The organism is Bradyrhizobium sp. USDA 4449, from assembly GCF_054056275.1.
Genome location: NZ_JBSRYD010000001.1, coordinates 142,363 through 157,034 on the forward strand (window position 1 = coordinate 142,363; position 14,672 = coordinate 157,034).

Here is a 14,672-nt window from a genome sequence, read left to right on the forward strand (position 1 = left end):
ATCGCGGCCGGATATTTGTTTCCATGGAATTACCCCTTCTGCATCTCGCCCTGGTGGGCACGCCAAACAGCGGCAAGACCTCGCTGTTCAATGCCCTGACCGGCAGCCGGCAGAAGGTCGCCAACTATCCCGGCGTCACCGTCGAGCGCAAGGAAGGCTTCTTCGTCACCCCGCAGGGACGCCAGGTCTCCGTCGTCGACCTGCCCGGCACCTATTCGCTGCGCGGCCGCAGCCCGGACGAGGAGATCACCCGCGACTTCGTGCTCGGCAAGGCCTCTGGCGAGACCCTGCCCGACCTCGTGCTGTGCGTGGCCGATAGCACCAATCTGCGCCTGACCTTCCGCCTGCTGCTCGAGCTCAAGCGCACCGGGCGGCCGATGATCCTCGTGCTGAACATGTTCGACATCGCAAGCCGCCGCGGCATCTCGGTCGACGTCGACAGGCTCGCCAAGGAGCTCGGCGTGCCCGTCGTCACCTCGATCGCGGTGCGCAAGGGCGGCACCGCCGACCTGCTGGCGCTGACCGACGAGATCTCGGCCAAGCTCGCCGCCGAGCCGGCCGAAAACACCTGGCGGGCGCTCAGCGTCGCCGAATTGCGCGCCACCCAGCGCGAGGCCGATCGGATCATCTCCGATTGCGTCAGCCTGCCTGCTCGCCCCGACACCTGGACCGCGCGGATCGATGCAATCGTGCTGCATCCGGTCGGCGGGCTCATCGTACTTGCGGCGATCCTGTTCGTGATGTTCCAGGCGGTGTTCGCCTGGGCGCAGCCGCTGATGGAGTTGCTGCAGTCCGGCTTCGATACGCTCGGCGAGTTGGTGCATGCCAGCCTGCCCGCGGGCCTGTTGCAGAGCTTCCTCCAGAACGGCGTGATCTCGGGCGTCGGCAGCGTCATCGTGTTCCTGCCGCAGATCATCATCATCTTCCTGTTCATCCTGCTGCTGGAAGATTTCGGCTACATGGCGCGCGCCGCGTTCCTGATGGACCGCATCATGGGCGGCGCAGGGCTGCACGGCCGCGCGTTCATTCCGCTGCTGTCGAGCTTTGCCTGCGCCATTCCCGGCATCATGGCCACGCGCGTGATCGACGACAAGCGCGACCGGCTGACCACGATCCTGATCGCGCCCCTGATGACCTGCTCGGCGCGCATCCCCGTCTACACGCTGATCATCTCCGCCTTCATTCCGGCCAAGGACGTCTGGGGCTTCGTCAACCTGCAGGGCCTCGTGATGTTCGGCCTCTATGCCACCGGCATCATCAGCGCGTTGGCGGTCTCGTTCCTCATCAAATTCTTCATGCTGCGCGACTACGCGCCGGCGCCGTTCATGCTTGAGCTGCCGGACTACAAGATGCCGCGGCCGAAATCGATCGCGATCGGCGTCTACACGCGCGCCAAGATGTTCCTGCACCGCGCCGGCACCACGATCTTCTCGATGATGGTGCTGATCTGGTTCCTGGCCTCGTTCCCGCAGCCGCCGGCGGGTGCGACGGAACCCGCGATCGACTTCAGCCTGGCCGCCATGATCGGCAAGGCGATCGAGCCGCTGCTTCACCCGGTCGGATTCAACTGGCAGATCGCGGTCGCGCTGATCCCGGGCATGGCGGCGCGCGAGGTCGCGGTCGCGGCGCTCGGCACCGTCTATGCGATCGAAGGCGGCAAGGAAGCGGCCGAGCAGATCGGCCAGGTGCTGGCGACGAAATGGTCGCTCGCGACCGCGCTGTCGATGCTCGCCTGGTACATCTTTGCCCCGCAATGCGCCTCGACACTTGCCGTGATCCGGCGCGAGACCGGAAGCTGGACCTGGATGGCGGCGACCTTCGCCTACATGCTGGTGCTGGCCTATGCGGCGAGCCTTCTGACCTACAACGTCGCGGTCGCGTTAGGGGCGGGCTAGCCTCTCTCAAAGCAAAATTGCGAAAACAACCCCATGCACAGTAGACGGGGGTTGAACAGCCCAAAAATTCGGAAAATCGGTTGACCCGTCGGGCAAAACAGGAGCACGATGGCATCATGGAACGCTCAGCAGGTTCGCCCTCGCCGCCGACGTGCGGCCCACCCGAAGACTTCGACCTTTGAATTCGGTCAATGGTCCACCTCATCGGCCTGTCACGTTTTCTCGTCATCCTGCCTAGGGAGAGTGGACGTACCAAGCTGATTGGACTGTTCGTGACTGTCGCCGTGTTCACGGCAGCGGCGGGAGCTGGCTATCGCCGGGCCTGTGGATACTACCCCTATCCACCCTGCGATTGAGGCGCGCGCGAGGCTCGCCGGAATCGACGAGCCTCGCCGTTCAAGCCTCATCGCCAGTTAGAGAAGGTCCGATCTGCTTTGCGGAGTTGCCCCCCATACGTTCGGCACAGCCCGCAGATTGATACATCGTGAACCGCGCCGGGTTTGCCGGAGGCCATTTAGGTTAAAGTTATGCCGCCATGGCGGGTTGTTCCAGCATGGCGTAGGAGCGTTGCTCGGCTTCGACCGGTGGGATGTTTCCGACGGGCTCCAGGAGCCTGCGGTTGTTAAACCAATCGACCCATTCGAGGGTGGCGAACCTCGAAGCTGCGCCATGGCCCTCACCGATGGATCACCTCGGCCTTGTAGAGGCCGTTGATGGTTTCGGCGAGAGCGTTGTCATAGGAATCTCCGACACTGCCGATAGAAGGCTCGACAGCAGCTTCAGCCGGACACTCGGTGTACTTAATGGATACGTATTATGGTGCACGAGTCCGCCGCGATGGACCAGCCGCCGATCGTGCAGGGCCTGCTCCAACGCATCGAGCACGAAGCCCGCGTGCGCCGTGCGCGAGGCCTTCAGCCCACGATCGTGTGGGCATGAGCGTCGATGACAAAGGCGACAAACGAAGCCGGTCAAGGTCGCGACATAAGTGAAGTCGGTACTCACTGAAGCACACCACGCTCTTCATCGAATGAGAAATCCGACTTTCGCCTAGCTTCATTTCTTGATCTCACTTCAGATTGTGTTTGTTACTTGACTCTCTTAAAACGTGATGCAATTTTTAGTTGCATCAGGCGACGTGCGGTGGCGACAAGGACAGATGAATGTCTGCGGATGTTGGTGTGGCAAGGCGGCCGTGTCTATATTTTACGCGTTTAACTGTTAGTGAAGAAGGTACCTACTTCCCCGCCGATGCCCACGCGCGAGCGCAACTGATAAGCGAAAGCCGAGACATTCCTGCAGTCGCAGAGCTGTTGGACGGTTATCGCGACATCCTGGATGTGGATCTGTTTAGCGAATTAAATAGCTTTACGTCGCCGCGAGCGGACAAGCGGGCGTTCGAGACCGGCATTTATGCCGCGGCGGCTTATTGCTTCGAGCGGAGTTGCGGGGTCAGCCCGACGTGTCTTGCATTCTATTCGTCGGGAGTGGCGCCGGCGCTGCTCTTTTCCGGCGTCGTGTCCCCGTCGACCTATCTGCGTGAGCTACTGCCGTTTCACGACAGGAATCGCGAGTGCTACGCGGCTTCGGCGTGCAAAGTGCGCCTCGCCCAGGTGCGGCTGGAAGGAGACTGCGATGAGGATATCGAGACATTTATCGCCGAGACGATCCGCAAACATGCCTTTGAAAGACGCGTGTATCTCAAGGATCGGCGCGGTCCTCATACGACCCTTATCGGCGGAGAAGAAAGGCCGGTTCTGCTCGTACGCGACGCTGTCTGCGAACAATTTCCCAGTGTTCTGGGGCGAGGCGCGGTTCTTCGCTTGAATGAGGCATCAGCGCATCTGCCCTTCTACGATACCGGGCCTCTCGTCCAAATGCTCCAAGGTATGCGGCTCTCGCCGCCTCGTTTTACGCTCATCGGCGTCGCGGGCGAGCGAGTCCCGGCCGGCTGCGGCGACCAAGAGGTTCTTCGTAATCTGGTGATCGAGGCCGCCTTGGGTCTGCTCGACACCGGGCGCGCGCTGCGGGTTGCTGCTGAGGCTGCCGACCAGCTGGTCATCATCGGATCCCGGCGAGGAGCCTATCTGCTCGAGCGGCCCAACATCGACGCATTTGGTTCGTTCAGCTTTGCGTTCGCGGAAGCGGCGCCCGACGCCGCACCGGCTCAATCTCGCAAGCGCTCGACCGCTCTTGAATCAGACTAAAGGGAACAAAATGCTTGTCTCAAGCGGAATTGGGTCGCCCAAGATCAGATCGATCGTGTTCGATCTCGGAGGGGTACTGGTCGATTGGGATCCCCGATATGTGTATCAGCAGCTCATTGCGGATCCCGAAGAACGCGAGTGGTTCTTGCGGGAATGTTGCTCAAGAGATTGGATACTTGAGCAGGATCTGGGTCGTCCATGGGTCGAGGGCAACGAGATCCTCATCGCTCGGTATCCAGAGCACCGGCATCTCATTGAGGCCTTCCGCGAGCGATGGCTCGACATGCTGCGCGGACCGATTGCCGAAACCGTCTCGCTCCTCGGGCGTCTGCACCAGCGGAACGTACCGCTTTATGCCCTTAGCAACTGGTCGGCCGACACGTTCGAACTTTCGAGAGATCGACTACCGTTCCTCAGGATGTTTTCCGGCGTGCTGATATCGGGGGAGGTTGGCATACGAAAGCCGGATCGCCGATTTTTTCACATTCTCGGTGAGCGTTACTGTGTCGAACCGAACACCTCCGTCTTTATTGATGACACCAAAGAGAACGTGGACGCTGCCGCCGCGCTCGGGTTTGATGCGATTCATTGCATCTCGCCAGCGGCGCTTCAACACGAACTCGAACGGCGTGGTTTGCTCGACACGTTCCACGACGATCCGCAGCAATGACCGATCGCCGTTCGATGCAGCCAATCTCCGGCGCTGTACCAACCTGGTGGGAGGGCCAACCCGGCCCATGAAGAAACCAGCGCCCGGATGCACTGCGGTCTGTACCCCTGCTCTCTTCTACTCACTTTCTCTTCTGCCCACCGCTCAACCCCAGAGGCGACTACCCATGCATATGGACAAGATCTTCTCTCTTTCTTCTATGCTGAATGGACCTGGCGTGGTGTTTGAAAACGAAAACCCGCCTTGGCTTTCGGACTTCATCCTCAAGTCCGGAAATCTCGATACCCTCGCCGAATTCGAACCGCGTCTTTCGGATCCCGGCTACGCGGCGACCACGACCTTCAGCGATCTTGAAGGCAACAGCTTGCTGTTCCTAATGAATCTCATACCGAGGAAGAATCACCGAAACCGCTATCCGAACGGTCTCCAACAGTCCTACGGCGATCATAACAGGCTCATGATGCTCGGCATCGATAAGTTGGCCGCGGGCGACTGGAACTGGCTTCTGTCGCGCTCGATGTTCTTCAAGGAAACCTTCGTGTGCGAACTTCGCGACTATGTGAACAGCATCCAGAAGAAGTTGATCGCGGACGAGCGCTTGCGAAAGCTCGTTATGCTTTCGGCATCGTTTCACGATTACGGAAAGCTGTACCGGCGCCGATATGGGTTGGATTCGTACGATGCGGCGTTTCTCGTGCAGCCGATTCTCGACAGAATTTGCGCGACGCCTGAAGAGAGGGCGGCGACTGTGTTCTGCATTCGCAATCACGACATTGTCGAGCATGTTGGCAATGGCGCCGTACCGCTGCAGGCCGTTCTCGCTTCCTATCGCGAACTTTCGCCGGAATATCAGGAGGTGTGCTGGCCCGCTCTGTCGATGATCCAGGTGGCCGGCGCGGCGAGCCTCGGAAACGGCCGGCTCACTGAAATGAAACTAAGCCTCGGAAAGCTTCTTCTAACGGGTGAATTTGCGGCGCAGTCGACGGATCATGTCATCCGACTCAACAGATTGATCTTCCCAGGCATGGCCCCTGACGATGCAAAACTGCTCACTTTGTCCCGCTCGCAGTTGGCCAACCATGGGCTCGAGCAGCCGGAGTTCGTCGAGTTTTGCAATCGCGTGACGATCCGAAACTGGAATGTTCTCGGCGTCGCCCGCGCTGACATCGAGGACAGTCGTATCCGCAAGTCGTTCGACGCTATCAAGCAACTATTCCAGATATGGAAAGGCCGGAAGAGTTACACGGATATGATCCTGCTCAATGCCAATATCACTACGGATGCGGTCAAGACGGGCGTGACGCTGTCCGGTGATCACTTCCTTACCGTTGGAGACAGTGGGTCGCAGTCTCGGCAGGTGGCCTGAGCGCATTGCTATCGCAACCGCCGCAAATTGCGAGAGAGGCGTTGCGTTCGCTGCAAATGCAACCACCGCGCGGGATCGCGGGCTCCGGGTGCACGCCGAAAGGCGTGCACCCCGCGATTTCGCTCACAACCCGACGCCGCCAGGGAGGCGCGCGCGTGCTGATCAATTCCGTGTGCCAGGCTAGGCGTTCTCAAGTTCGTCACAGACGAGCGAGCATACTCGAACAGAGCTCTACCCAGCTTGGCAACGGTCGCGTCCGCGCGTATTTCGAGGACGGCGACTATGCCTATATCGCGAGCCGCTTCCGGCGAATTGCAGGGACGCCGGGGTCGCGGTGTGGGCCTGGTGCTTGATGCCCAACCACGTGCACCTCATCCTGGTACCATCCGACCCCGACGGGCTGCGCCGCGCGCTCGCGCGTGCACCGCAGCTATGCCGGGACCATTAAGGCGCGACGCAAGCGCACCGGACATTTCTGGCAAGGGCATTTCGGCGCTGTCGCGATGGACGAGCACAGATCCGGCACAGCCCGCTTTCTGTGGATGCTTGTCTTCGTGCCGGTGGTGATCGGGGTCGCGCACATCAAGCCCGACGCGCGTACGCTGCTGTGCGTGCTCGCCATGATTGCAATCGTGCCGCTCGCAAGCCTGCTCAGCCACACAATGGAGGCCGTGGCCGAGAAGACCGGCGATGCAGTCGGCGGGTTATTGAATGCCATGCTCGGCAATCTCACAGAGCTGATCATCGCGATCACGGCGTTGCGGGCCGGTCAATTCATGCTGGTCAAAGCTTCGATCGCCGGTGTGATCGTGACCAACGCGCTCTTCATGCTCGGCGCATTGCTGCTTCCCAGTCCGGACGTTGGCTCGATGCGGCGCCGAGTAAGCGTGGAGCCTGTGCCCCTTTGGCCCGCGACGGTGCCGTTGAGAGCGATCCGGATTGCCGGTCGCTCAATCTGCTCGAAGGACTTCGGAAAATCAGTGGATCCGTCGGGCAAAACAGGGGCATGATGGCATCATTAATCTGCGCGCGGTCGCCGCGACGGGCTTGGCCGGCGCTTGATCTACATCAACATCACCGCCCCCTGCGAGAACAGGTTGTAGCCAGCGCGGATGAAGTCGCGCTCGTCGCCTTCGTTCGCGGATGTAGAGGGAAGAATCATCATGCGTATTTCGATCAAGTCCATGACCGTTTCCGGAATCGCCGCCAGCGGACTGCTGGGACTTGCAGGCGTCACGTTCAACCCGGCGCCAGCTGCCGCAATCGTGTATTGCACGTATGTTGGCTATCCCGCCGGTTGCGTTGCGAGAGCCGGCGTCGTGCTGCGGCCCCGACCGGTCGCGCGTGCCGCGGTCCGTCACAATGTTGGCGGCAACGCCAATGGCGGCGTCAATCGCATCGGGGCGCGACGCTGAGGACTGGTTTGCGGGTTCGCCGCTTTTTGTCGGCAACGGGCAAGGCTGGGGTCTCTCCGTCGTGCTGGACCGGAGCTGCACGCAGCTTCTGACAAGAATGGCGCAACGTCGTCGCAGTCTGGGCCCATCATGGGGGGCGCGGAGCGACCAAGATGCCGCTACTGGCGTATTTCTGGAAGGTGGGCGCGGCGCTGCTCGCGCTCCTGTTCGTTGCGGACTTTTGTCTGGACGAGGCGCCCGTCTGGAAGACGAGTGTGGACGGGCCGGCCATACGCATTCACTCGGATCGCAAATGGCCGGAGCGCGTTGTCCTCGATACCAGCGCACCGACAACCGTCGCTGCGACGCCTGATATCATGCACATGGAGAAATCGCCTCTGGCCGACCGGATGGAGCCACCGGTCGTCAGGACGGAGCCTCCGGCCTTTCTCAATGCACTTGCCATGGCGCGAACGGATCAACAGCCAGGCGAAACCGTCGATCGGAAACGAGCGCGCAAGACGCGACACGTCGCAATGCGATCAAGGCGGCAGCCACCGCAAACGGCTTTGGCAACGCGGCAGGCGCAATACGCGTGGTTCGGCTACAGATACTGGTGACCGGCGCAACGGCATGAGCGCCACGCCAGATCGCTGTCCCCTTCACGCGAGCTCGGGGGGTTCGCTTCATCGACAACAACCAGCGGTCACATTGTCCTTCTGAACAGGCAAGAGCTGGCCGAATTTGACCGTCCGAACTGAGTTGCCGAGGCGCACGTTCGTATCGCCCATGAAAAAGGCCCCGGCCGATGCCGGGGCCTGAGTTCACGGGGAGGACGCAAGCTCAATAGCGAGCCGTGACGGGCGCACCGTAACCGCCGAAGCGATAGTTCACACGCAGCGTGATCATGTCGACATCCTGGCTGACACCGCTGCCGAGCAGCGTGACGCCGCCGGGTGTGACCACGCCGGCGAAGCTGGTATTGTCACGCCCCATCCAGAGATGGTCATATTCGACACCGAAGGACCAGTTCGGCGCAAAGCCATATTCCCAGCCGACACCCGCGGTGCCGCCCCAGCGCGTGTGACCTGCCGAGGCGAGGCCGACGCCCGTGACGTTGTTGAAGATGTCGAAGCGATTGCGTGTCACCGCGGCGCCGCCCTTCACGTAGAACAACGATGCGTTCCAGGCCCAGCCGAGCTGCGCGGTGAAAAGGCCGATGCCATCCGTCTTGCCCGTGGTCGAGACCAGCGGGTCGATCAGGCTGACGCGTGTGTTCTTGATATCGGCCCAATCGCCCTGCGCTTCCAGGCCGAGCACGAACTGATTGGTCTGCCAGCGGTACCCAATCTGTCCGCCGACAAGTCCACCCGAGCGATCGGCGCAACCGCTGGCAAGAGTCCCCGCAGGAGTCAGGAAATCGACGCATCCACGGCTCTGCCCCCAGCCCCCGTTGGCGCCGATGTAGAACCCGCTCCAGTTATAAATCGCCACCATGGGTGCTGGCGGCGGCGCCGCCTTCACAGCCATGTCGGCCGCCATGACCGGAGTGGCCATGCTCAGCGCCGCAAAACCGATTGCGGCCATCGAGAACCTTTTCATCATGATATCCCCTTTGCTCAGATCTCTTTCGGTCGAAAAAGCGCGCCGCTATGTCGGCTGAGGGCGCGTAAGTCCTGCGAACATCTTGAAAGTCTATGCGCGGGGGCCGTTTCGGCCCGTATCAAAATGGCAACACCCAAACGCGATCGCTGTGCACGTCAACGTGCTTATCCGGTATCATGCTGGTGAGGCGCGGAAGCGCCCTCCTGATCTTCGGCGAGCCACGCATGAATGCCGGCGGCTGGAATGAGCCGCCTCGGAACGTGGGGATTGATCGTACCCGCAAAGACCGCAAGCCCTTCGTCGAGCTTGGCGCGCGCGAACAGCTTCGCTTCATTCTCCGTTGCAAACGTCTTGGTCTCGCGCGGACTCCGCAGCCTGGATAGAAGACCGCGCTTTCGCACTTCCGAAGTGACGTACCAACTCGCAACCATCGCATCCACCAGCAAACGCCCCATTGCGCTTCTGCGGCAGCGGGTGATCGCGTCGGTTGATCCAGATCAAGTTGCGTTGACAACCTGACGCGCTGCGACCGTCATCGGGCCGCGATCATTCCGCCCTGATCGATAGCCCGGATGGGAGCGCAGCGAGAATCGACGATTTTTTCCCGCGCGGACCCATCTGCCCGGATCGCGCTATCGTCACATTCTGCTACTTCGGAAAATACGATATAGCGTCGGACAAAACAGGGGCAGGATGGGGTCACCGCAGTCTCGCCGGTCGGCACGTGGCTGGTCTCGCGCGGCGGCCAGGACGATTCCTGGATCTACGCGTACGCGCGCAATATCGGCACTCAGCTACCTTACAGGAGATGGGGCCGTGGGGATTTCCGCCGGGCCGCCAAGGCCAATTACGCCACGGTCACCGGCCAGCTCTGGACGCCGGCTGCTCCGGCCAGGGAGCGGCGTCCCGTCACGCGCGCAGGGGTCGCCCTGCACAACACGAAAGACGACTGCTGGGCCATCATCGCAGGAAAGGTCTACGACATCTCCGCCTGGGTTCCCCGTCACCCGGGTGGGCCGGTATCGCCCGGACGTACGCCGGCAAGGAGGCCACCGCCGAGTTCGGCGACTACCACAGCGCCGAAGCTGTCGCGCACATGGCCCATTTCTGCATCGGCGAGCTCGTCGGGGCTCCCGGCCGCCTAGCCGCGAACGGACGCGCTGACAAGCAGATCGGAGCACCGCCCGGGAACTCGGTCGCTGCTGAAGAGTTCCTGTTGCAGGCCTACTTGTCCCAGCCATGCCCCGGAGATTCGGGCAGCCGGGCTTCCAGAGACGCGCAGGGGGTTCAATGACTGGTTCATCCGAGGGCGCTTCAGGCAGCGAGCCCAGCGATCAGCCAAGAATTTCGACCGGCAGCGACGGATTGGATGACATCCTGGGAGGGGGCTTCGATGCCAACCGCATGTATCTCTATGAGGGCAGGCCAGGCACCGGCAAGACCACGATCGCGCTGCAATTCCTGCTGAAGGGCGCGCGTCGCGGAGAACGGGTGCTTTATATCACGCTGTCGGAAACCAGGCGCGAGCTGGACCTCGTCGCGCGCCGCCATGGCTGGTCGCTGGACGGCGTCGATATCTTCGAGCTGGTCCCGCCGGAAACGACGCTCGACCCCGAGCGCGAGCTCACCGTGTTCCATCCCGCCGAGATGGAGCTGAGCGAAACGACGGGCCTGATTTTCAGGGAGGTCGAACGGATCAATCCGACGCGCGTGGTGCTCGACAGCCTGTCCGAGTTGCGTCTGCTTGCCCAGAACCCGCTCCGTTACCGGCGGCAGGTGCTGGCCCTCAAACATTTCTTCACCAACCGAAATTGCACCGTCATCCTGCTGGACGATCTCTCGTCGTCCCAGGACGATCTGCAACTGCATTCAATCGCTCACGGCGTCGTCATGCTCGAACAGCTCGCCATCGATTACGGCGCGGAACGGCGGCGGCTTCGCGTGATCAAGATGCGCGGCATCCGATTTCGCGGCGGCTTCCACGATTTCACCATTGAAAAGGGAGGCCTGCAGATATTCCCCCGTCTCGTCGCGGCCGAGCACCACAAGCCGTTCTTCGGTGACTTCACGCCGAGCGGCAGCGCCGAGCTGGATCAGCTGCTGGGAGGCGGCCTCGAGCGCGGCACCAACGCGCTGCTCATCGGGGCTGCCGGCGTGGGCAAGTCCTCCGTCGCACTGACCTACGCGATCGCAGCGGCCGAACGTGGCGAGCGCGCCGCATTCTTCGCCTTCGACGAGGGGCGCGGGACCGTCGAAGCGCGTGCCCGCACACTCGGGCTGCCGCTGGAAAAGCACGTCGAGTCCGGTCTGATCCGGTTTCAACAGATCGACCCGGCCGAGCTGTCACCGGGTGAGTTCGCCGCGCTCGTGCGGGAGAGCGTCGAACTCGACAATGCCCGCGTCATCGTCATCGACAGCCTGAACGGTTACCTGAATGCGATGCCGGACGAGCGATTTCTCATCCTGCAAATGCACGAGCTCCTGACCTATCTGGCGCAGCAGGGCGTGCTGACCATCCTGGTTCTTGCCCAACACGGGCTGGTGGGCGCCATCGATTCGCCGCTCGACCTCAGCTATTTGAGTGACGCAGTGATCATGCTGCGCTACTTCGAGGTGGGTGGAACCGTGCGTCGCGCTCTGTCCGTGGTGAAGAAGCGCAGCGGCAATCACGAGCACACCATCCGCGAATTTCGTCTCGGCCCCACCGGCATCAAGGTCGGTCCGCCGCTCAGGGACTTCAGCGGTATCTTCTCCGGCAATCCACAATATACGGGGACAGCAATGCCCGAGGAATCGGCCGAATGAGCGCCGACCGGGATCAACAGGTTCTCATCTACGCTCCGATCGGTCGCGACGGACCAGCTTCCGCCGAACTTCTTCGCAGCGCGAACCTTGCGGCCATCAACTGCCGGAGCCTGTCCGAGCTCGTCAACGAGATGACAGCCGGTGTGGGCGCCGTCTTCCTCGCCGAGGAAGGTTTGTTCGGGCAAGACACGACGGCGCTGGCGCAATGGATTGCGAACCAGCCGCCGTGGTCCGACCTTCCCTTCGTCATCCTCACCAGTCATCGCGAACAACCTGCCGTCGTCGCATGGCGCCGCGATATCGTCGCGCTGCTCCGCAACGTCTCGCTGCTTGAACGACCGGTGCAGCCGATGACGCTGACCAGCGCCATTCAGTCGGCGATGCGCGCCCGCGAGCGCCAATACGAAATCCGGACACTCCTCGAGGCGCGCGAGCAGACGGCACAGCAGCTCGAGAGGCTCGTCGTCGAACGCACACGTGCCTTGGCTGATGCCAACGAGCAACTGCGTTTGGAAATGAACGAGCGCGCCCGCGTCGAGGAGACGCTTCGCCAGGCCCAGAAGATCGAAGCCATCGGCCGGCTGACCGGTGGCGTGGCGCATGACTTCAACAATCTGCTGATGGTCATATCCGGTGGCCTCGACATGCTCGACCGTCAGGTGGATCCTGCCCGCCGTCGTCGCCTGATGGACGGGATGGTCCAGGCCGCACAGCGCGGGGCCAGCCTGACCCGGCAATTGCTCGCGTTCTCTCGCCGGCAGACGCTGCGGCCCGAGCCCGTCGACGTCGCCTCGCAAATGGGCGGCATGCGCGAACTGCTCGATCGAAGCCTGAGAGGCGACGTCCACGTCGAGTTCGACTTTCCCGAGACCCTCTGGCCGGTGGAGGTCGACCCCGGCGAGCTTGAACTGGTGATCCTCAATCTCGCCGTCAACGCTCGCGATGCCATGCCGAATGGCGGCACGATTGTCGTCCGCGGCGAGAACCTGCCCGATCTGAAGGACGAGCAGATCGCCGGAGACTACGTGCGCCTCTCCGTCGTCGATACCGGCGTCGGCATGGGGCCCGAGATCCTGTCCCGCGTCTTCGAACCGTTCTTCACGACCAAGGAGGTCGGAAAGGGTTCGGGACTCGGGCTCGCGCAAGTCCACGGCTTTGCGACGCAGTCACGAGGGACGGTCCGCATTCGATCGGAAGTTGGCAAGGGCACCCGCATCGAGCTCTATCTGCCGCGCTCCCACAACGTTCCCTCCAGGGAGCGGCACCTCATCGATTTCAACATGGTGCGGCCGACGCGAAGCACCCAGGGCCAAATCCTTCTGGTCGAGGACGACGACGAGGTCGCCGCTCTGGTGAGCGAGATGCTCGGGCAACTCGGCTACGAGGTGACGCGGGCCGCGAGCGGCGCGGCCGCGCTCGGCGCCCTGGCCGATGGCCGCGCAGTCGATCTCGTCTTCTCCGATATCATGATGCCCGGCGGCATGAACGGGATCGAGCTGGCGCGCGAGATCAGGAAACGCCGTGGCGACATGCCCGTGCTGCTGACCAGCGGATACTCGGAAGCCGCTGCTCGCGATGCCGAACTTGACGGTATTCAAATTTTGCCGAAACCGTACCACATCGACGAACTCGCGGCGGCGCTCAGCGCGGTGAGATCGGAACCGGAGCGCGAGACGGAGCCGAAGCGATCGAACGGCGGCTGACGTCTCGCGATCTCCTGTCACGAAACAGGGTCGCCGACCGCCTTGCACCGTTCTTCCTTCGCAGCACGCTCATTTTCAATCCGCAAGAAAAGCAGCAAGGGATCGCGACATGATGACCAAGGCCTTTCTTCTCGTCGAAGACGAGGCGCTGATCCGGATGATGCTCGCCGACATGATCGAGGAGCTCGGCCATCGCGTGGCGGCCGAAGCGGGAACGATCGACGAGGCGATGTCGCTGGCAAGCTGCTCCACATTCGATGCCGCCATCCTCGACATCAATGTCGACGGATCACACATCACGCCCGTCGCGGACATGCTGGCGACGCGACGAATTCCCTTCCTGTTCGCAAGCGGCTACGGCTCCGGCGGCGTCCCTGACACGTTCGCCGACAGGCCGGTGCTGCGCAAGCCCTTCCAGATCGAGGAGCTGGAGCGCATCGTCAAATCGCTGTGCTGAGCGGCGCCGACGACACCCAAAGGTTGGGCCGAATTGTCATCGCGCCTTAGCTTCTTGTTTGAGCATGATCTCCGCGCAAACCATGTTCCGGTTCGCGCAGGGTGCAAAACGCGTTCCGGCTTTCTGACGGTCGAGCGCGTGGAACCTGAACAGCCATTCAAGAAAGTTTCTTGCCAGTTCCTGCAACAGCCGGCGGCGGCAGAAGTTGACCCGTCGACGAAGCAGAAGGAGGAGGAACAGATGAAGAAGCTGACTTACGCTCTCGCGGCGGTCGCGACACTTGCAATCGGTGCCCCCACCATCGCCAACGCGGCTGGCTTCGGCGTCTATGTCGGCGGTGACCGCGATGATTACGGCCCGCGCGCACGCATCTACGAGCATGACCGCGGCTGGCATCATGGCTGGTACCACCACGATCGCGATTACGACCGCGGCGTCGTGATCCGCCGCCACCACTGGGACGACGATTAACCCGTGCCACCGCTGTGAACAAGGAGGCCTCGCTTCGGCGAGGCCTTTTTGTGTCCGAACGGAGCATTGTCCGAGCGGACCAGCAGAACTTGGCCGCTC

General features: G+C 62.1%; 14 protein-coding genes and 2 pseudogenes. 12 read left to right on the plus strand and 4 right to left on the minus strand.

The window, feature by feature from the left end:
* The first annotated feature begins 23 nt into the window (after positions 1-23).
* Positions 24-1,895: a ferrous iron transporter B gene (gene feoB, locus ACVIIW_RS00710; RefSeq protein ID WP_456698979.1), complete on the plus strand. Its 1,872-nt coding sequence runs from the start codon at positions 24-26 to the stop codon at positions 1,893-1,895.
* 525 nt (positions 1,896-2,420) lie between these two features.
* On the opposite strand, the pseudogene ACVIIW_RS00715 reads toward feoB, so the two are convergent.
* Positions 2,421-2,894: pseudogene (locus tag ACVIIW_RS00715) on the minus strand (IS3 family transposase); the annotation flags it as partial.
* A 164-nt stretch (positions 2,895-3,058) separates the two neighbouring features.
* On the opposite strand from ACVIIW_RS00715, the gene ACVIIW_RS00720 reads away from it, so the two are divergent.
* The 4 genes and pseudogenes from ACVIIW_RS00720 to ACVIIW_RS00735 all read left to right on the plus strand — a co-directional run.
* A complete protein-coding gene (locus ACVIIW_RS00720; protein WP_456698980.1) occupies positions 3,059-4,102 on the plus strand; it encodes a hypothetical protein in 1,044 nt (347 codons plus the stop codon).
* A 55-nt stretch (positions 4,103-4,157) separates the two neighbouring features.
* The gene (locus ACVIIW_RS00725) at positions 4,158-4,772 is read left to right on the plus strand and encodes an HAD family hydrolase (RefSeq protein WP_456698981.1); all 615 of its coding nucleotides are present in this window, start codon (positions 4,158-4,160) and stop codon (positions 4,770-4,772) included.
* 166 nt (positions 4,773-4,938) lie between these two features.
* Positions 4,939-6,138 carry a hypothetical protein gene (locus ACVIIW_RS00730; protein ID WP_456698982.1) on the plus strand — a complete coding sequence of 400 codons (1,200 nt, stop codon included), beginning with the start codon at positions 4,939-4,941 and terminating at the stop codon, positions 6,136-6,138.
* A gap of 517 nt (positions 6,139-6,655) precedes the next feature.
* A pseudogene (locus ACVIIW_RS00735) lies at positions 6,656-6,986 on the plus strand (calcium/proton exchanger); the annotation flags it as partial.
* Between the two features lie 215 nt (positions 6,987-7,201).
* Here the strand turns inward: ACVIIW_RS00735 and ACVIIW_RS00740 are convergent.
* A complete protein-coding gene (locus ACVIIW_RS00740; protein ID WP_456698983.1) occupies positions 7,202-7,324 on the minus strand; it encodes a hypothetical protein in 123 nt (40 codons plus the stop codon).
* Here ACVIIW_RS00740 and ACVIIW_RS00745 point away from each other — a divergent pair.
* On the plus strand, positions 7,323-7,553 hold the full coding sequence (locus tag ACVIIW_RS00745) for a hypothetical protein (protein ID WP_456698984.1): 231 nt from the start codon (positions 7,323-7,325) through the stop codon (positions 7,551-7,553). The genes ACVIIW_RS00740 and ACVIIW_RS00745 overlap by 2 nt on opposite strands.
* A gap of 179 nt (positions 7,554-7,732) precedes the next feature.
* A complete protein-coding gene (locus ACVIIW_RS00750; protein WP_456698985.1) occupies positions 7,733-8,152 on the plus strand; it encodes a hypothetical protein in 420 nt (139 codons plus the stop codon).
* A gap of 223 nt (positions 8,153-8,375) precedes the next feature.
* Here the strand turns inward: ACVIIW_RS00750 and ACVIIW_RS00755 are convergent, their stop codons facing one another.
* Entirely contained in the window at positions 8,376-9,134 is a 759-nt protein-coding gene (locus ACVIIW_RS00755; RefSeq protein WP_456698986.1) for an outer membrane protein, read from the minus strand.
* Between the two features lie 167 nt (positions 9,135-9,301).
* Positions 9,302-9,568, minus strand: a complete 267-nt coding sequence (locus tag ACVIIW_RS00760; protein WP_456705051.1) for a hypothetical protein — start codon at positions 9,566-9,568, stop codon at positions 9,302-9,304.
* A 531-nt stretch (positions 9,569-10,099) separates the two neighbouring features.
* Here ACVIIW_RS00760 and ACVIIW_RS00765 point away from each other — a divergent pair.
* The 5 genes from ACVIIW_RS00765 (at position 10,100) to ACVIIW_RS00785 (ending at position 14,573) form a co-directional block, all read left to right on the plus strand.
* Positions 10,100-10,282 carry a hypothetical protein gene (locus ACVIIW_RS00765; RefSeq protein ID WP_456705052.1) on the plus strand — a complete coding sequence of 61 codons (183 nt, stop codon included), beginning with the start codon at positions 10,100-10,102 and terminating at the stop codon, positions 10,280-10,282.
* Positions 10,283-10,427: 145 nt separating this feature from the next.
* On the plus strand, positions 10,428-11,942 hold the full coding sequence (locus ACVIIW_RS00770; protein WP_456698987.1) for an ATPase domain-containing protein: 1,515 nt from the start codon (positions 10,428-10,430) through the stop codon (positions 11,940-11,942).
* On the plus strand, positions 11,939-13,645 hold the full coding sequence (locus ACVIIW_RS00775; protein WP_456698988.1) for a response regulator: 1,707 nt from the start codon (positions 11,939-11,941) through the stop codon (positions 13,643-13,645). The genes ACVIIW_RS00770 and ACVIIW_RS00775 overlap by 4 nt, the downstream gene beginning before the upstream one ends.
* A 109-nt stretch (positions 13,646-13,754) precedes the next feature.
* Positions 13,755-14,102: a response regulator gene (locus ACVIIW_RS00780; RefSeq protein ID WP_456698989.1), complete on the plus strand. Its 348-nt coding sequence runs from the start codon at positions 13,755-13,757 to the stop codon at positions 14,100-14,102.
* Between the two features lie 240 nt (positions 14,103-14,342).
* Positions 14,343-14,573 carry a hypothetical protein gene (locus ACVIIW_RS00785; protein ID WP_456698990.1) on the plus strand — a complete coding sequence of 77 codons (231 nt, stop codon included), beginning with the start codon at positions 14,343-14,345 and terminating at the stop codon, positions 14,571-14,573.
* The last annotated feature ends 99 nt before the right edge of the window (positions 14,574-14,672 follow it).